The sequence below is a fragment of the Burkholderia sp. MSMB2157WGS genome (assembly GCF_001532755.1).
Lineage (GTDB): Bacteria > Pseudomonadota > Gammaproteobacteria > Burkholderiales > Burkholderiaceae > Burkholderia.
Genome location: NZ_LPJG01000030.1, coordinates 278,679 through 296,807, shown reverse-complemented (window position 1 = coordinate 296,807; position 18,129 = coordinate 278,679). Strand labels below are relative to the sequence as shown.

17 protein-coding genes are annotated in these 18,129 nt (G+C 69.8%); 8 read left to right on the top strand and 9 right to left on the bottom strand.

The genetic code is table 11. The features are described 5' to 3' along the window. The first annotated feature begins 61 nt into the window (after positions 1-61). The 3 genes from WT53_RS19890 (at position 62) to WT53_RS19880 (ending at position 2,500) form a co-directional block, all read left to right on the top strand. On the top strand, positions 62-661 hold the full coding sequence (locus tag WT53_RS19890; protein ID WP_059783362.1) for a uracil-DNA glycosylase family protein: 600 nt from the start codon (positions 62-64) through the stop codon (positions 659-661). Positions 662-741: 80 nt separating this feature from the next. Further along, positions 742-1,683, top strand: coding sequence for a helix-turn-helix transcriptional regulator (locus WT53_RS19885; protein ID WP_059783360.1), 942 nt, complete (start codon positions 742-744; stop codon positions 1,681-1,683). Positions 1,684-1,801: 118 nt separating this feature from the next. Further along, a complete protein-coding gene (locus WT53_RS19880) occupies positions 1,802-2,500 on the top strand; it encodes a fumarylacetoacetate hydrolase family protein (protein WP_034204722.1) in 699 nt (232 codons plus the stop codon). A 56-nt stretch (positions 2,501-2,556) separates the two neighbouring features. Here the strand turns inward: WT53_RS19880 and WT53_RS19875 are convergent, their stop codons facing one another. The 7 genes from WT53_RS19875 to WT53_RS19845 form a co-directional block, all read right to left on the bottom strand. After that, entirely contained in the window at positions 2,557-3,096 is a 540-nt protein-coding gene (locus WT53_RS19875) for a DUF4303 domain-containing protein (protein WP_034206174.1), read from the bottom strand. A 126-nt stretch (positions 3,097-3,222) separates the two neighbouring features. Next, positions 3,223-4,434, bottom strand: a complete 1,212-nt coding sequence (locus WT53_RS19870; RefSeq protein ID WP_060261179.1) for an MFS transporter — start codon at positions 4,432-4,434, stop codon at positions 3,223-3,225. Between the two features lie 232 nt (positions 4,435-4,666). After that, positions 4,667-6,241 (bottom strand): trypsin-like peptidase domain-containing protein, encoded by a 1,575-nt coding sequence (locus WT53_RS19865; protein ID WP_060261175.1) that lies wholly within the window; start codon positions 6,239-6,241, stop codon positions 4,667-4,669. A gap of 353 nt (positions 6,242-6,594) precedes the next feature. Further along, entirely contained in the window at positions 6,595-7,506 is a 912-nt protein-coding gene (locus WT53_RS19860) for a hypothetical protein (RefSeq protein WP_060261171.1), read from the bottom strand. A gap of 50 nt (positions 7,507-7,556) precedes the next feature. After that, positions 7,557-8,396, bottom strand: coding sequence for a CPBP family intramembrane glutamic endopeptidase (locus WT53_RS19855; RefSeq protein ID WP_060261167.1), 840 nt, complete (start codon positions 8,394-8,396; stop codon positions 7,557-7,559). A 425-nt stretch (positions 8,397-8,821) separates the two neighbouring features. Continuing rightward, the gene (locus WT53_RS34155) at positions 8,822-9,169 is read right to left on the bottom strand and encodes a hypothetical protein (RefSeq protein ID WP_230624768.1); all 348 of its coding nucleotides are present in this window, start codon (positions 9,167-9,169) and stop codon (positions 8,822-8,824) included. Between the two features lie 39 nt (positions 9,170-9,208). Then, positions 9,209-10,687 carry a PLP-dependent aminotransferase family protein gene (locus WT53_RS19845; protein ID WP_034204717.1) on the bottom strand — a complete coding sequence of 493 codons (1,479 nt, stop codon included), beginning with the start codon at positions 10,685-10,687 and terminating at the stop codon, positions 9,209-9,211. A gap of 174 nt (positions 10,688-10,861) precedes the next feature. On the opposite strand from WT53_RS19845, the gene WT53_RS19840 reads away from it, so the two are divergent. Continuing rightward, positions 10,862-12,064: a GNAT family N-acetyltransferase gene (locus WT53_RS19840; protein ID WP_034204716.1), complete on the top strand. Its 1,203-nt coding sequence runs from the start codon at positions 10,862-10,864 to the stop codon at positions 12,062-12,064. A 23-nt stretch (positions 12,065-12,087) separates the two neighbouring features. Here WT53_RS19840 and WT53_RS19835 read toward each other — a convergent pair whose 3' ends face one another. After that, on the bottom strand, positions 12,088-12,576 hold the full coding sequence (locus tag WT53_RS19835) for a DUF3331 domain-containing protein (RefSeq protein WP_034204715.1): 489 nt from the start codon (positions 12,574-12,576) through the stop codon (positions 12,088-12,090). Between the two features lie 44 nt (positions 12,577-12,620). Then, complete coding sequence (locus WT53_RS19830; RefSeq protein ID WP_034206173.1) at positions 12,621-13,832, bottom strand: CynX/NimT family MFS transporter; 1,212 nt, start codon at positions 13,830-13,832, stop codon at positions 12,621-12,623. A 207-nt stretch (positions 13,833-14,039) separates the two neighbouring features. Between WT53_RS19830 and WT53_RS19825 the strand changes: the two genes are divergently transcribed. The 4 genes from WT53_RS19825 (at position 14,040) to WT53_RS19810 (ending at position 18,106) form a co-directional block, all read left to right on the top strand. Further along, entirely contained in the window at positions 14,040-14,780 is a 741-nt protein-coding gene (locus WT53_RS19825) for a GNAT family N-acetyltransferase (RefSeq protein ID WP_034204714.1), read from the top strand. A gap of 357 nt (positions 14,781-15,137) precedes the next feature. Further along, positions 15,138-16,202 carry a 2,3-butanediol dehydrogenase gene (locus WT53_RS19820; protein WP_034204713.1) on the top strand — a complete coding sequence of 355 codons (1,065 nt, stop codon included), beginning with the start codon at positions 15,138-15,140 and terminating at the stop codon, positions 16,200-16,202. 295 nt (positions 16,203-16,497) lie between these two features. Then, positions 16,498-17,154, top strand: a complete 657-nt coding sequence (locus WT53_RS19815) for a VC0807 family protein (RefSeq protein WP_034206172.1) — start codon at positions 16,498-16,500, stop codon at positions 17,152-17,154. An 85-nt stretch (positions 17,155-17,239) separates the two neighbouring features. Further along, the gene (locus tag WT53_RS19810; protein ID WP_034206171.1) at positions 17,240-18,106 is read left to right on the top strand and encodes a CPBP family intramembrane glutamic endopeptidase; all 867 of its coding nucleotides are present in this window, start codon (positions 17,240-17,242) and stop codon (positions 18,104-18,106) included. Positions 18,107-18,129 lie beyond the last annotated feature (23 nt).

Here is an 18,129-nt window from a genome sequence, read left to right as displayed (position 1 = left end):
CGCGTGCTGCTCGTGTCGCTCGTACGACAGCGCCTCGCCACTCCGTCCCCGCTCCGAACCGATGCCGAAACGAACGCGCGCGCCGCTCGACGTGCTGCTCACCGAAATCCGCGCGTGCCGTGCATGCGAAAACGACCTGCCGCTCGGCCCGCGCCCGGTCGTGCGCGCCCATCGCGACGCGCGCATCCTGATCGTCGGGCAGGCGCCGGGCGCACGCGTGCATGCGAGCGGCATCCCGTGGGACGACGCGAGCGGCAAGCGGCTGCGCGACTGGCTCGGCGTCGAGCCCGACGCGTTCTACGACGAGACGCGCTTCGCGATCGTGCCGATGGGCTTCTGCTACCCGGGCCGCGGCGCGAGCGGCGACAACCCGCCGCGCCCCGAATGCGCGCAATTGTGGATCGATCGGCTGGTGGCCGAACTGCCGTCGATCCGGCTCACGCTGCTGATCGGCCAGTACGCGCAGCGGCATTTCCTGCGCGGCACGCGCAAGGCGACGCTGACCGACACCGTCCACGCGTGGCGCGACTACGGCCCCGCGATCCTGCCGCTGCCGCATCCGTCGCCGCGCAACCAGGCATGGTTCAAGCACCATCCGTGGTTCGACGCCGAGGTCGTGCCCGAGCTGCGGCGCCGGATCGCGCCGCTCGTGGCGGGCTGACCGCGCAAACGCCCGTCCCCGTCGCGCCCGGTTCGCTGTACCATCGCGGCTCATCCGCGTCACGAACAGCAGAATCCTTCATGCCCTCCACCGCCCCGCCGCGCCTGTACGGGATGCCCGAACGCAGCGACCGGCTCGATTTCTACATCCGCGACCAGGCGTCGCGTCAGGCGATCACCGAGCCGCACCGGCACGCGTATTTCCAAATCCAGTTCAACCTCGGCGGCGACACCGAGCAGCGCATCGGCGGCGTCACGCGGCCGTTTCCGCGCGGCGCGCTCGCGTTCGTGCTGCCGCACCGCGAGCACCTGATTCCGCATCCGGAAGGCGCGCACTTCATCGTGATCAACTTCAGCCAGGCGTTCCTGCGCGCCGATCTCGACGTCGATCCGCTCGACCTCGAGGACGTGCCCGCGCACCGCTTCCCCGAGCTGACGCCGTTCCGCTTCCAGGAGCACCTCGATTTCATCCTGACCGGCGACACGTACGACGAAGCGCGCCGCCTCGCGCTGTGCATGCTCGACGCCGATCGCGTGCGCACCTTCGGCTCGACCACGTTGCTGCGCGGCTACCTGCTGCAACTGATCGGGCTCGTCTGCACGCAGTACGCGGGCGCGCTCGACAAACTCGCGCAGCGCGGCGCCCAGCGCGCCGGCCGGCGCGACGCGCTGGCCCGCGTGCTGCGCCACGTGCGTGCGAACCTGACCCGCGAGGACCTGACGCTCGCCGCGACCGCCGAAGCCGCGTTCCTCTCGCCGAACTACCTCGCGCACCTGGTCCGCAAGGAAACCGGCAGCACCTTCACCGATCTCGTGACCGAGCGCCGCATCGCGCTGGCGCAGTCGCTGTTGGCCCATACCAGCCGGCGCATCGCGGACATCGCGCGCTCGGTCGGCTTCCGCGACGAAGGGTATTTCGCGCGGCGCTTCCGCGCGCGGGTCGGCGTCTCGCCGAAGGCCTATCGCGACGCGAACGCCGCGTTGCCCGACGGCGACGATCCGCCGGCCGCCGCCGACGCGTAGTTTTGTCCCGGTAAAACGCAGTTGCGTCGCATCCGGGCGCACGCGCGTCGGGTATCGTTGCACGCATGCCGGCGCGGTGCGCCGGCCATCCGTCTTCCTACCGAACGAGGGCCATCCGATGTCCGCCTATGTCATCGACGCCGCCGAGCGTCCTTCAGTCGAAGTCGACCAGTCGTCCGCGCGCTTTCCGGTACGCCGCGTATTCTGCGTCGGCCGCAATTACGCCGACCACGCCCGTGAAATGGGCGCCGACCCCGACCGCGAGCCGCCGTTCTTCTTCACGAAGCCGGCCGACGCGATCGTCCCGGCCAGCGGCACGGTCGCCTATCCGCCGCTGACGAACGATCTCCATCACGAAATCGAGCTGGTCGTCGCGATCGGCAAGGACGGCCGCTCGATCGACCCGGCCGACGCACTGTCGCACGTGTGGGGCTACGGCGTCGGCGTCGATCTCACGCGCCGCGACCTGCAGGCCGAAGCGAAGAAGCTGAGCCGCCCGTGGGACTGGGCAAAGGGATTCGATGCATCGGGCCCCGTGACCGCACTGCGCGCGGCGACGGCCACCGGCCATCCGGCCGCCGGCCGCATCTGGCTCGCGGTCAACGGCGACACGCGCCAGCAAGGCGACCTCGCCGACATGATCTGGGCCGTGCCCGACGTCATCGCGTACGTGTCGCGCTCGGTCGAGCTGAAGGCCGGCGACCTGATCTTCACCGGCACGCCGGCCGGCGTCGGCGCGCTGCAGCCGGGCGACCGCGTGACGGGCGGCGTCGACGGCATCGCGACGTTCGAATTCGTGGTCGGCGCGAAGCCTTGACGGCGTTTGCGGGGGCGGCTGCCTGCCCGGGCCGCCCCGCGATACCTCGATGCCGGTCAGTCGTAGCGACGCAGGAACGCGTCGGCGACGGCCGGCGGATTCAGCGCTTTCGCCGAAGCGTTTTCCAGCGCCTCGGCTGCGTCGTCGTCGCCGATCGACACGAACAGCGTGACGGCCGCCCGGTCGTCGCCCGTGCCGAATACGCCGTCGCGATCAAGCAAACGTAACGCCTCGATCATGTCGGCGTGCAGTTGCCGCGAAAATTCGGCGAATCGCGACCGGACGAACTGCGGGCTCAGCACTTCGTCGGCCAGCCTGCCGCAGATCGCGTTGAACGGCGACGCCTCGGCCGCCGCGTACGCCCATTCGGAAACGCCCCACACGAACCGCGGATCGTCGTCCGCCACCGCCTGCCGCGCGCAGATCCGGCGCAGCCCTTCGAGCGAATTGGCTGCCGGCGCGACCGTCATCGCGCCGCTGTCGGTGTACAACGCAAACGCGTAGAAATGCTCGTCCGGGTGCAACGCCCGCAGCGCCCTGAAGGTCGCCCTCGCGGCATCGGCAATGTCTCGCTGGAAATCAGAAAAGTCGCTCATCGCATCCTCGTCCAGTCGCCCTTCGTGCTCGTCGGGAGACGCGGCGCGCGGATCGTGCATCGTCTCCCGGCATGCGGCGGATTGTCCGTCATTCGGCCGCGCGCCGGTACCGGGGCGCACCCGCGCTCACCGCCCGGCGTCCTGCGCGTCGAACGCCCGCACGCACACGGCGGCCGCCAGCGCGACCGTCGCCGACAGCAGCATCGTCGCGAGCGGCAGGTAGCCCGCATTGGCGGAGGTCAACAGCGCGCCCGTCAGCGACGACAGCGCGGCGCCGCCGCCGATCGTCATCGCGCCGGCCAGCCCCGACGCGCTGCCCGCCAGTTCCGGCCGCACCGACACCGCGCCCGCATGGGCGGCGGGATTGCTCAGTCCATTGCCGATGCCGACCAGCACGCACGGCCCGAACCACGCAAGCGCGTGCGTCGCGCCGCCGAACACGAACACGAGGCCGATCAGCGGGCCCGCACACGCCACGATCCGCCCGCACAGGATCGTCGTGGCCGGCGCATGGCGGCGCGCGACCCGCGCGGCCACGAAGCTGCCGCACACGAACCCGGCCGTGATCGTCCCCATGTAGAAGCCGATCTCCGTCGGCGCGATGCCGAACAGCGTTTTCGCGGCGAGCGGCGCGCCGGCCAGAAACGCATGGAACGCGCCCGTCGAAAACGCCATGCACAGCGCATAGGCCCAGAAACGGCGCGCACGCAGCAGCGCCGGATACGCGCGAAACTGCTGCCCGAAGCTCGACGACCGATTCGTATGGGTTTCGACGAGATCGAGCGCGCACCAGCCGAACAGCGCGATGCCGACTGCGGCCAGCAGCCAGAAGCTTGCACGCCAGCCGACCGTCTGGTCGAGCGCGCCGCCGAGTGTCGGGCCGAGCATCGGCGCGAACGCGGCGGCCATCGCCGCATAGCCGATCCGGCTCGCCGCGCGCGCGCCGCCGCCGGCGTCGCGGATCACCGCCATCGACACCGGATAAACCGACGTGATCGCCGCCTGCATCAGCCGGCAGCCGAGAAACACGCGGATATCGGTCGCCATCGCGCAGCCGAGCGAACCGAGCGTGAATATCGCAACGCTCGTCAGCACGACCGGACGCCGCCCGAACCGGTCGGACAGCGGCCCCGTCACGCATTCGAGCGACGCGGCCACCGCCGCATACCCGCCGAGCGACAGCGCGACGACCGCATAGTCGGTATGCAGGTCGCGCACGATCGTCGGCAGCGACGGCAGGAACAGGCTCAGCGGCAGCACCGACAACGCGCACAGCAGGATCAACGTCGCATGCCGCGGCGACGCCGGGTCGGAAGCGGTCGACAGGTTCGATGGCAAGCGGATGCCCTCCCGCGCACGGGCCGCATGGCCGCGCGCAACACAAAAAAAAGCCCCCGAACGAGTCGGGGGCGCATGGATGCCGGCGCGGTGCCGCTACCGGACCTTGCGCCTGTGGATTACTACGATGAAGTACGCCGTTTTCATGCCGAATGGCTCCTGAATGCGTGGCGGACCGCCAGCGATAGCGGACGATGTTAGGTGGACGACGGCGCCCGCGTCAACGCCCTCACTAACGCGTGCGCACCGAGACGAACTTCCGCGCGTTGTTGCGCTGGATCAGCACGGCGATCACGCTGCCGCCGTTCGCTTCGAGCGTCTGCACGTCGTCCGGCGTCTCGAGCAGCGTGTCGTTGAGCTCCAGCACGACGTCGCCCGGCTGGATGCCTGCGCGCGCGGCCGGGCCGTGCACCGCGTCCACCATCATCCCGACCGCGAGCCCCGTCGAACGGCGCTCGTCGTCGCTCAACGCGTGCATCGTCAGCCCGAGACGATCGCCGTGGTCGCCGCTTTCGTCTGCGCCGCCGGTACCCGGCCCCGGCCGCGCGGCGGCCTTCGGCGCGACCATGCCGACCGTCGCCGCCGTGCCGCCGCCCACGTCGTCGGCGCCGGCGATCGTCAGCGTCATCGGCGCACGGTTGCGGATCACGCGCAGCGGCGCCTTCCCGCCGGGCGGCAGCGCGGCGGCCAGGTCGTTCAGTTCGGCCGAGCGACCGATGGCCGTATCGCCCATCTTCACGATCACGTCGCCGGGCTTCAGGCCGGCCGCGGCGGCCGGCGAGCCGGGCTCGACGCCGTTGACGAGCGCGCCCGCCGGACGCGGCAGCCCGAACGCCGCGGCCAGACCGACGCCGACGTCCTGCACGTCGATGCCCAACGCATTGGCGGACGGTGCGCCCGGCGCCGGCGCCTGAGGCTGCTGCGCCTGCCGTTGCGCGCGCAACTGGGCGCGCACCTTCGCCGCGAATGCGATCGGGATCGCGAAGGTCGTGCTCGCGTAGCGGTCGGCGCCCGTATAGACCTGCACCGCGATACCGATCACGTCGCCCGCGCGATTGAACACGGGGCCGCCCGAGTTGTCCGGGTTCGGCGCGATGTCGGTCTCGAAGAACGGGAATGCGCTGCCGTCCGGCAGCCGGCGCGACGTCGCGCTGACGATGCCGGCCGTAACCGTGTTGCCCGACCCGTCCGGCGCGCCGATCGTCATCACCGGTTCGCCCGCGCGGACTTTCGACGAATCGCCGAGGCGCACGAACGGCAGCTTCCGCGCGTCGACGCGCAGCATGGCCACATCGCTTTGCGGATCGACGGCCAGCACCGCCGCCTTGAATTCGCGGCGGTCGACGAGCCGCACGGTCACGTCGGTCGCCTCGTCGACCACATGGGCGGACGTGACGATCAGGCCGTCGGCGCTGACGATGAAGCCCGAGCCGCTGCCGGACACCGTACGCGGCGCGGTATCGGGCGCCGGCGCCTGCGGCCCCTGCGCGGGCGTTGGTGCGCCATGGCGGAAGAACGCGGCGAGCGGATCGTCGGGATCGAGGATGGCGAAGGCCGGGCCGCCGGTCTGCGGATCGGGAGTGGCGGCCATGACGGTCACGACCGCCGGGCCGTAGCGCTCGACGATCGCCGGGAAGTCGACCGGCATCGCATAGGACGCGGCGGGCGGCCGTGCCTTCATCGCCGGCGGTGCGGCGGGCGGCGCGAGGGTGCCGGCGATGGCGGCGGGCGGCGGCAGGACTCCGGCAAACACGCCCCCGATCAACGCGGTGCGAAGCACGGCGCGAGCAAGCGTCTGGCAAACCACGGTGCACCTCCCCCGGGCAGTCGCGGTCCCCCTGCGCGAGACGCGCAGGCGCCCGACAAACACCGGCACACCCAACTATTTATAGCCTACGCGCCGGGTGGAACATACGAATCGAAACCCGTATGCCGGGAGGTACCCGAGCGGCGGAACCGCGACGGCGTTCGTTTCGAACAAAGCGCGCGGTTCGTCAATCCGAACATCCACCACGCATCGGTGCGGGCGTCAGTGCCAGTGTCATCGTCGCGGTCTGCGGCCGGACATGCCACCTGTCGCGCATCACGGACAGGTGGCCCGCACACCGCAAACGGTTCGTCATCGGCCCCCGTCCATCGACGAGCCGGCACCGGTTCCGGTCAGTGGCACGACAACACCGCCACGCCGCCGACGCCTTGCGTGTTCGGCAACGCAACCGTGTAACCGACGGCCACCAGCGGCTGCGCCGCATCGTGTCCGACCACGATCGATTGAATCGTCGCGGGGCCGGTGGTCTTCAGCACGCCGTTCAACGGCACCTGCGTATACGTCAGCCCGTATTGCGCGCTGTCCAGCTTGATCGACAGGTTCAGTGTGGTCAGCATGCGCGTGACCGGATCCAGCGTGGCCGAACTCGACACGAGCGCACCGCTCGTGTCGCCGTTGTTGCTCGCCACCGTATCGGCCATCACCTGGGTACACGAAAGCGGGCCGCCCGTGGCGGGCAACGACAGCGGCGTGCCGACCGCGTAGTGCACGCCTTGCGTATCGGTATACGTATTGCCGTCGGTGTCCATCGCGCGATTCCACCGGCCGATCGCCACATCGGTGCCGACGCCCTGGATGTCGGTCACGGCCCCATGGTCGAGCCCGAGGCAGTCGGTTGCCGCCGCCGACGACGCAAGCGTCGTAAATGCGCCGCTACCCTGCTGAACCAGGCTCGTCGCCGGCACATTGGCCGCCGTCATGTTGCGGTTCTTCGCGTAATCGCTCGGCAAATTCGGCACGACGAGCACCGCCAGTTGGCCGTTGCTCGCCGCGACCGGCGACGCAGCCCCCGAATAGCTGAAGTTGCCGTTCGGTCGGCAAGCCGTCTGGACCGCAGGCTGGGTCGACGCGCCCGGCACTGGCGCCGGCGCGGCGGGCGACGTGGCCGTCGGCGTGCCCGTCGTATCGTCGTTCGACGCGCTGCTTCCGGTCTTGGCGCCGCCGCCGTCATCGCCGCCGCCACATGCCGTCAACATCAGTACCGTACTCGCCAGACCCACCAGACAGACTTGCTTGCCCCGCATGCTTCACCTCGTTTTCTCGTTGTAGAAACCCGTCGCCGCGTGCTCTCGTTTCACGCGTTGTCGTTTGCCGTATTCGCCGGCACCATTCGCTGCTCATCCACCGCCTTGACCAGCCACCATGCGCCGACGCCGCCCAGCACGAGCGCGCCGAACCACCAGGACGTCGGCCAGATTTCCAGCAGGCTCTCCCCAGTGAGGACGAACGGCGATTTCAGCGCGACGATCACCACGGCCGTGTTGTAGCAGGCATGAATCAATATCCCCGGCAGCAGCGATCGGGTAGCCGCATACAGCTTGCCGATCAGCAAACCGAGTCCGAATGCGAGCGCGAACTGATACACGTTCAAATGCGCAAGACCGAATACCGCGGCCGAATGGGCGATCGCCGTTCCCTCCGGATACTGTCGCAAGAAGCTGCGCAGCATCACGCCGCGAAACAGCATCTCTTCGAGTAGCGGCGCAATCGCGCAGGTCAATACGATCAGGCCGAGCCCGCCATTCACATAAACCTCGCGGGCGTCGTCCCGGGTTCCGGTCCACGGGAAGAACTGCCCGACGCCGACTTCGAGCACGCTCATCGTCACGAGCAAAGCCGGTGTCATCAGCACGATGGGCACGAAAAATCGCCCGATCGTCGTTCGCCAGGAATCGACGCTGTCGTGCAGCAAGCTGCGGTAGGTCAATTTGCCGTGATGAAGCAGCACCGTAAATACGAGGCCGTTCGCGAGCACCCGCCCGATGCTGGCGATTGCCATCGTCTGCAGCCCGGCGCTGCGGCCAGCCGACCAGATGATCGAGTTCATCAGATACTCGACCATGTTCAGCACGACGACGGTAAAAAACGCTTCGAGCAGATTCGGGAAGCAATAAGAGCTTGAATCAGATTTCATCTGGATTGATACGATTTCGCAGGCGGCATACGCGGTAATCGCGCCCGGATGCCTGCAGCCGATCTCGTCCGATCGGCATTGTTATTTATCGGAGCACACGACGAACGTGACTCATTGCGGCCTGCCCGGTCTTTGTCCGCCACATCGAGTCATCGCCGGAAAGTAACCGTTTGTTACGGAGAGGGATCGTCGCTCATGGCACGAATCGTGGCAAGCGCCGTTGACCATTCTTTACGATCGAAAAGACAAAACGCGCGAATCGGACTGCGCAATCAGCCGTCGTTAATATCGAGATATCGGCCGATCTTTTAAAATATTTAGCGATTTTCGGCCTGCCCGGCGTTTCAATATTTTGAAAGCACCGATTACCTGACGCACCAGTAACGCGCGGCGAATTCCTTGTCGATCGTCACGGAGACCATCCCCTAAGCGCCGCGCGGCGGCTTGCCGTCCGTGCAGGCGGCGCTGTCCGATACCGAGTACTCGATATTGCCGCGCTTGAACGACCAGTCGGTGCTCACGCACGGATCCGTTCCGCCCGTGGTTTCCGTGCCGCCGAGCACTTCGACGTCCGGCTTCCCATCGACCGGATGCGGTTTGTTCCACGCGCGGTAGCGCAATGCGCCGCGATCCGCCACGCGGTCGATCACGATGTGATGCTTGTCGGTATCGCAAACGAAGCCGTCGCGTGTCGGTCGAGCGTGGGCAGCGGCCGCCGCCAGCGACGCGCAGGCAACGGCAACGAACAGGAACGACGGACGGCATGCAATCATGATCGGGTGGGGGGAAGTCGGAATCGCGCAACTATACCGTCACGCACCATCCGCGGCCACCTGCTCCGCGATCGCCGACACCATCCGCAACATCGGCTCGAACGCATCGGCCGACGTATTGCCGAAACCGAGCACGAGCCCGTTGCGTGCCCGCGCCGCATCGATCGCGAAACCCGACAGCGGAAACGGGCCGATGCCATGCGCGCGCGCCGCCTCGACGATCGCGCGATCGCGATAACGCGCCGGCAGCCGCAGCGCGAGATGCAGCCCGCACGGGCCGCCCTCGACCTGGTGCGGCACGCTCAGGCTGCCGTCGAGCGCGGCGAGCAGCAAACGCCGCCGGTCGCGATACAACCTGCGCATCCGCCCGAGATGCCGGCCGTACTCGCCCGTCTCGATGAAATCGGCCAGCGCGAGCTGCACATGACGCGTCCCGCCGCGCAGCATCTCCGGCAACGCCGGCCGCACGGCGGCCAGCAACGCGTCGGGCAGCACGAGAAAACCGATCCGCAGCGCCGGAAACATCGTCTTGCTGAACGAGCCGAGATAGACGACCGGCGAATCGGGCGCGAGCCCATGCATCGCGCCGATCGGCTCGCCGGTGTGACGGAATTCGCTGTCGTAGTCGTCCTCGATGATCCACGCGCGATGGCGGCGCGCCGCATCGATCAGCGCGAGCCGGCGCGAGATCGACAGCACGGCGCCGGTCGGGAACTGGTTCGACGGCGTCGTGTAGACGAGGCGCGGCGGTCGCTCGCGCCAGTCGTCCGGTTCCGCGCGCAGCCCTTCCGCGTCGACCGGCATCGGCACGACGTCGAGGTCGGCCGCCTGCATCGCGGTGCGCGCGCCGCGATAGCCGGGCTCCTCGACCCACACCGTATCGCCCGGATTCGTCAGCAACTGCGCGCACAGCGCGATCGCCCCCTGCGCGCCCTCCGTGATCACGATCTGCTCGGGATCGCAGCGTACGCCGCGCGTGACGGCCAGATGGCGCGCGATCGATTCGCGCAACGCGGGCTCGCCGAGCGGATCGCCGTACGCCAGCAGGTCGCGGCCGGCGCGGCGTAACGCGCGATCGATCGCGTGCCGCCACGCGTCCACCGGGAAATGCGACAGCGCCGGCACGCCCGGCCGGAAGCCCTCCGATTCGCCGGCGCTGACGAGGCTCGCGCGAATCCGGCCGAGCCGCTGCGCGACGGTCGGCGGCGCGGCACGCCGGCGCGGCGGCGCCGGCCGCGACAGCCCGACGACCCGCGTGCCGCGACGGTCCGACTGCAGGAAGCCTTCCGCGACGAGCTGCTCGTACACGGCGGCCGTCGTATTGCGCGACACGCCGAGCGTTTCGGCCAGCGCGCGCGTGCCGGGCAGCCGCGTGCCGGCCGGCATCGCGCCGCCGAGAATCGCGTCGCGCACGCGACGCAGCAACTGGCGCTGCAGCGAAGGTGCGCCGGGCGTGCGCGCCAGCGGCGCATCGAGCGGCAGCAACGGCGCGCCGCCGGAAGGAAAGGCAGTCGTCATCGGAACATCGCAGCGTGAAAAGGTCGAACGTACGGTGAGCGGCGTACGGCTGACGGCCACCGATCGTGGCACCATAAATTTGCCGTTCGCTGGCGCTTCTCATGGTACCTCGCCGGGACTACGATCGTCTGCATGCCGGCATGTCGCCGGCCGCCAACCGAAGCGAGATCGACCTTGCCCACGCTCACCAACGCTTTCCAGCAGCCCATCGGCCAACCCGTTCCCGACTGGTCCGCGCGTCCGCGCCCCGAGCGCATCGCGCTCGAAGGCCGCTACTGCCGGCTCGAACCGCTCGACGCCGAGCGCCACGCGGCGGACCTGTACGCCGCCTACGCCCAGGCGCCCGACGGCAGCGACTGGACCTATCTGGCGCACGGCCCGTACGCCGACGAGTCCAGCTACCGCGATTACGCGCGCGGCGCGCAGGCGAGCACCGATCCGCTGCACTACACGGTGATCGACCGCGCCACGGGCCGCGCGGTCGGCACGCTCGCGCTGATGCGCATCGATCCGGCCAACGGCGTGATCGAGGTCGGTTCCGTCACGTTCTCGCCGCTGCTCAAGCGCACGCCGGTGTCGACCGAAGCGCAGTTCCTGCTGATGAAGTATGCGTTCGACACGCTCGGCTACCGGCGCTACGAATGGAAGTGCGACGACCTGAACGCCCCGTCGCGCAAGGCGGCCGCGCGGCTCGGGTTCCGCTACGAAGGCACGTTCCGGCAGGCGATCGTCTACCGCGGCCGCAATCGCGACACCGCGTGGTTCTCGATCATCGACGGCGAATGGCCGGATGTCCGCGCCGCGTTCGACGCGTGGCTCGCGCCGGAGAACTTCGACGCGCAAGGCGAACAGCGCCAGTCGCTCGCCGCGATCCGCCACGCGCAGGCCCGCGCGCGCGACGCCGCCGGCCGCGCGAACGATGCCACGCGCGTCGCGGTGCGCCCGCTCGTCGCCGCCGACGAAGCCGCGTGGCGTCCGCTGTGGCAGGGTTACCAGAAGTTCTACGACACCGCGCTGAGCGATGCGGTGTTCGCGACGACGTGGGCACGCCTGATGGATCCGGCCGAGCCGATGTTCGTGCTCGGTGCGTTCGACGCGTCGGGGGCGCTGGTCGGGATCGTGCACGCGATCTACCACCGCTCGTGCTGGACCGAAGGGCCGTACTGCTACCTGCAGGACCTGTACACGGCGCCCGACGCGCGCGGGCAAGGCGCGGGCGGCGCACTGATCGAGGCCGTGTACGAACGCGCCCGCGAAGCCGGCGCGAGCCGCGTGTACTGGCTCACGCACGAAACCAACACGACCGCACGCGCGCTGTACGACAAGCTCGCGAACAACGCCGGTTTCATTCAGTACCGGCACGATCTGAAGAAGTAACGTCGCCCCCGGACGGCCGATGTTCAGCCATGAACATCGGCCGGATCGCGGGCGTCGCCGTCCTCGGGCACGTCGTCGTGCGCCGCACCGGCCATGCCCGGCACCGCAGCCGGGCAGATCATCTCGTCGCCATTGGCCGGCACGGGCCGCCGTACCGGCCGGAACACCGGTTCGCCGGGCGCGATCGGCTGCCCCGAGAGCGCGCAGCGACCGGGCTGCAACGCGACGCGCAAGCGCCAGCGTTGTTCGCCGTAATGACACCGGCCGCTCTCGACCCATCGCACCAGCAGCCCGTCGCGACCGGCCTCGAGCACCGTGACGAACAGTTGCGGGCGCAACGGCGACACCGCGGCCGTCGCGTGCTCCGGAATCGGCGCACGCCCGATCGTCACGAGCGAATGCGCGAGCACGCCGCCGCGCGACGGCATCGGATCGTCTTCGCCGAGCGCGGACGCGGACACGTCGCACGACAGGTCTTCTTCGCAGGTCGGGCTTTCCATGATGTCGAGCATGCTTGACGGATTTCCGTGCAGGTTGAAAGACGCCGGCGCCGCACTCAGCGCCGGCCCATCGGTTCGCGCAGCAGGCACAGGCCGATCGCCGCGCCGACGGCGGCGGCCGCGAGCATCAGCCCGACGCCGCCCGACCAGCCGAATGCACCGACGATCGCGCCGATCGTCAGCGGCCCGATCACCTGGCCGAGATAGTTGCCCTGCACGACCCAGCCGATGCTGAGCGGTGCCAGCGACGGCGACGGCGCGGAACCCGGCGCGCACGCGAGAATCGTCGCGGGCAGCATCCCGGCCATCGCCGAGAACGCGAACCCGAGCGCGACCGCGAGCGGTGCGGGCGTCGCCGCGCTGAAGAGGCCCGCCCCCGCCGCGCCGATCGCGACCGACGTCGCGGCCATCACGAGCCCCGGTCGCGCCCCGCGCGACAGCAACCAGCCGGCCGTCAGGTTGCCGACCACGCATGCAGCGACGATCGCCGCACTGATCAGCCCGGCCGCGCCGACGGCAACGCCGAGACGCTGCATCAGGAACACCGGCAGGAACGTCATCGCCGCGAAGAACTGCACGTTGTAGGTCGCGAAACCGAGTGCGAGGAGCGTGGTCGAGCGCGCCGCGAGCACGGTGCGCAGCGCGGGCCCGATGCGCGTCGCCGCGGCCTGCCGCGCCGGTGCGTCGGCCGACGTCGTGACCGGCACCGCGGCGGCGGCGACGAGCGTCAGCGCCGCGGCCGCGAGCCAGCCGTTGCGCCAGCCGCCGAGCAGCGGCCCGACCAGCATCGACAGCGCCATGCCGGCCGGCATGAAGGTGCTCCACAGGCCGAACGCGAAATTGCGCCGCTCGGGCGGCGTCACGCGGTTCAGCACGGCCGGCGCGGCGACCACCACGATCACGAACCCGAGCCCTTCCGCGAAGCGCGTGGCCAGCAGCAGCGCGAAGCTGCCCGCCCATGCGCCGACGATGCTCGACAGGCCGAGGATGACGAGGCCCGTCACCAGCAGTCGCCGGTCGCCCCAGCGCCGCACCAGCACCCCGGCGGCGATCCCGCCGAACACGCCGACGAACGGAAACACCGACATGATCCCGCTCAGCGACGCGAGCGAGCCGCCGAACTCGTGCTGCAGCGACGGCAATGCGATCGTCGCCTTGCCGACGTGCAGCGCCGACACGATGCTCGCCAGCACGACGTTCGCGACGGCGGCCCGGTAGCTGCGCGACGGCAGCGTGGCGGCCTCGGCCGCGACAGGCGATTCGGTCATCGTCACCTCCGTTGAGGCGGCCGCGTGCGACGGGATGTCTCGCACGGCCGCAATCGGACCGGCGCCCATGATACAAATTGAAGTTAACTTCAAGTAAAGGGGTAACGTGTGCAACGATTCGTTTCGGTGAGGGCGACAATGGCTGGCACGGCAAGCGACGGCATCCTCGGCTAAGCTGTCGGCTTCGCTCCGACAATGCCCGTCCGAATGCCGACCGCCTCCCCTGCACCGGCCACGCTGTTCCCGCTCGACGAAGCCTGGTCCGCCTTCCCCCGCCGCAAGGCCGCCGTGCGCACGTTCATCGCCGGGTACTGCGCCGCGCGCGACCGGCGCGATGCGCCGCTGCACGACGGCCCGGACGGCCACGTCGTGCAGTTCGACGACGCGATGGGCCGGCCTTTCGAGCATTTCATGATCGAGGGGGCGCCCGGGTCCGGCGCCGGCCCGTTCGTCGTCGGTGCGTGGATCACGCGCTATGGCGCCGCGCCGCTGCCGTCCGCGCTGCACGGCAGGACGCGCCGGCTGACCGACGAGCACTTCATGGCCGCCGATATCGCCGGGCTGGCGGGCGACGACGCGCTCGCGCAAGCGCTCGCCTGCGACACGCCGGACGCGATCGACGCGTTCAACGCCAGCGGCGCCTTCCCGCCGTTCCAGCCGAATCCGGCCGCGTTCCTGTTCGCGCACCGGCTCGACGGGCAGATCGCGGCCACCGCGCGCTACGGCTTCGCGTCGCCGCGCGATATCGTCGTCGATCGCGTCGCGACGGCGGACCCATACCGCCGCCGTGGCCTCGCGACGCAACTGCTCGCCGCGATCGCCGCCCACGCACGGCGCCGGGGCGCGCACCGCGTGTGGCTCATATCGACCGAAGCCGGCCAGCCGCTGTACCGCGCCGCCGGATTCACGCCGCTCGCGACCGTCGCCGTGGACGAAGTCGTCGCCTGACCGCGAATCGCACCGCATCGTCCATCGCCGTTCGCCACCGTTCGTCTCGCGCTTCGTCTCATCGCGCTGAGACGAACGTCCCGGCGTCTCAGCGGATCCGATGTTGCGCTATCGCAGCAAATCCGACGCGCCCTTCCTTCCGAATCCCGGCCGGTCGGCACCGAGCGACATGGTGCAACGCATCCAGCGTCCCCTTTCGACCGCCCCGTGCCGCCCCGATTCACGCTGGCCCCGTTCCTGCATACCGGTCGATCGCGCAATCGCGCGACGGGCACACCGGCAGCGTTGCCGCGCGCCCGACGACAACCCGACGGAGACAGCAACGTGAATACACCGGCACCGATCACTTCCCCCAGCATGAAGGCCGCCGTCTGGCATGGCCGCCACGACATCCGCGTCGAAGCGGTTCCCGTTCCGGAGCGCCCGCCCGCAGGCTGGGTCACGATCCGCGTGCACTGGTGCGGCATCTGCGGCTCCGATCTGCACGAATACGTCGCCGGGCCGGTGTTCATCCCGGTCGACGCGCCGCATCCGCTGACCGGCCTGAAGGGCCAATGCATCCTCGGTCACGAGTTCAGCGGCGAGATCGCCGAACTCGGCGCGGACGTGTCGGGCTTCGCGGTCGGCGACCGCGTAACGGCCGACGCATGCCAGCATTGCGGCACCTGCTGGTATTGCCGGCACGGGCTGTACAACATCTGCGAGAACCTCGCGTTCACCGGGCTGATGAACAACGGCGCGTTCGCCGAATACGTGAACGTGCCGGCCGAACTGCTGTACAAGCTGCCCGACGATTTCCCGACCGAGGCCGGCGCGCTGATCGAACCGCTCGCGGTCGGGCTGCATGCGGTGAAGAAGGCCGGCAACATCGTCGGGCAGACCGTCGTCGTGGTCGGCGCGGGCACGATCGGCCTGTGCACGATCATGTGCGCGAAGGCCGCGGGCGCCGGGCGCGTGATCGCGCTGGAGATGTCGGCCGCGCGCAAGCAGAAGGCGCTGGAGGTCGGCGCGAGCGTCGTCGTCGATCCGAAGACGTCCGACGCGGTCGCCGAAGTCAGGGCGCTGACGGGCGGCTATGGCGCCGACGTGTCGTTCGAGTGCATCGGGCACACGGCCACCGCGAAGCTCGCGATCGACGTGATCCGCAAGGCCGGCAAGTCGGTGATGGTCGGCATCTTCGAGGAACCGGCGCCGTTCAACTTCTTCGACATCGTGTCGACCGAGAAGGAGGTGATCGGCTCGCTCGCGTACAACGGCGAATTCGCGGACGTGATCCGCTTCATCGCGGACGGCCGCATCGACGTGCAGCCGCTCATCACCGGGCGCATCGCGCTCGGCGACATCGTCGCGCACGGCTTCGAGGAACTGGTCAACCACAAGGACCGCAACGTGAAGATCATCGTCCGTCCGGCCGTCTCCTGACCGCTCGCGCGGCCGCGGCATCGAGGGCGGCCGCGCAGCGCAGGCCCCCCGCCCGCCCCGCCGCCGGGCGTCGCACGTGCGGGGGCGGCGTGCCTGCACGGCGCCGCCCTTCCCGCTATCGCCATCGTCCGAAGCGGCCGCCATGTACCGTTCCATCCGGATGCGGGATGCCGAAACATTCGCCATCCCTAACCCGGCGCGATTCTTCGATATACTGGGCCGAACCCTTTTCGGGGCAACCGGGGGCAACCACGCGTTTCGCGCGTTCGCCCCGACCTGCGTGGAATGGCGCACCGTGAAACCGCGAGCCGGCCTGATTCTCGAACTCTTCGTCAACCTCGTGCTGCCCTGGGTGGCCTATCGGGTCGCGCATCCGTATTTCGGCGAAACCGGCGCGCTGTACGCGTCGGCGGTGCCGCCGATCGTCTGGTCGATCGTCGAATTCATCCGTTCGCGCCGCGTCGACGCGGTGGCGGCCATCGTGCTGCTCGGCATCACGCTGTCGATCGTCGGGATGGCGTTCGGCGGCAGTCCGCGCACGTTGCTGATGCGCGAATCGATCGGTTCGGGCACGATCGGCGTCGTGTTCCTGCTGTCGCTGTTCCGCGAACGCCCGCTGATCTTCTATCTGGCCCGCGCGACCGTGGCCCGCGAGATGGACGGCGGCGCCGCGCACTTCGAAGCCGTCTGGGACGCGCAGCCGGGCCTGCGGCAGATGTTGCGGCTGATGACGTTCGTGTGGGGCGCCGTCATGACGCTCGAGATGCTGCTGCGCTGGTGGATGGTCGTCAGTTGGCCGGTCGAGCGCGTGTTGGTCGTGTCGCCGGTCATGGGCTACACGGTGTTCGGCTGCCTGCTGCTGTGGACGTTCTGGTACCGGCGGCGGATGCGCGTGCGCAACAGCGTCGACATCCCGGGCCGCGGCGGCATCACCGAAACCGCCGGCCGCTGACGCGCGGCTGTCCGGCCGTGCGGCGGCGTGTCACCGCACCTGCTGTATGATGCGCGGCGTCTCGTCCGCCCATCCGTTTCCCGTCATGTCCCTTTCGCTCCTTCCGTGTGCCACGATCTGGCTCGCCCTGTTCGCGGCCGCCGCTTTCGCGTGGCATCGCCCGCTGCACGGCCTGAGCATCGGCCTCGCCGCGCTGGGCTATGCGGGCGCCCTGGCGTTCGGCCAGCTCGCGCCGATCGCGCTGGCGCCGTTCGCGCTGCTGATCGCGGCCGGCTGGGGCGTGTCGCCCGAGCGCCCGCTCGCGGTGCGCATCGCCGCGCACCTCGTCTTTGCCGCGCTCGCGATCGCGCTGAGCCTGCACCTGCTGCCCGGCTTCCACAATCCGCGCGCGATCGGCCCGACCCGCTTCACGCCGGACGCCGTGCCGTTCACGATGTACCTGAATTTCGACAAGCCGCTCGTCGGCTTGTGGCTGTTGTGGGCGCTGCCGTGGGTGGCTCCCGACGTCGCGCCGTTGCGCGCGCTGCGCACCGGCGTGGTGGCGGCCGTCGCCACGGCCGCCGCGTGCCTGGCCGGCGCGCTCGCGTTCGGGATGGTCGGCTGGGCGCCCAAGTGGCCACCGTCCGGCTGGCTGTGGCTCGTGAACAACCTGTTGCTGGTGACGCTCGCCGAGGAAGCGCTGTTCCGCGGCTACGTGCAAGGCGGACTGACCCGCGTGTTCCGCGCCTACCCGTGGGGCCCGTGGGTCGCGCTCGCGGCCGGCGCGGTGCTGTTCGGCGCCGCGCACGCGGCCGCCGGCTGGCAGTGGATCGTGCTCGGCACGGTGGCCGGCGTCGGCTACGGGCTCGCGTGGCGGCGCGGCGGCCTGCTCGCCGCCGCGCTCGCGCATGCGGGGCTGAACGTCGTCCACTTCGGCCTGTTCACCTACCCGATGCTGGCCGCCGCGCGCTGATCGCGGCGCCCGCGAGCGACGCC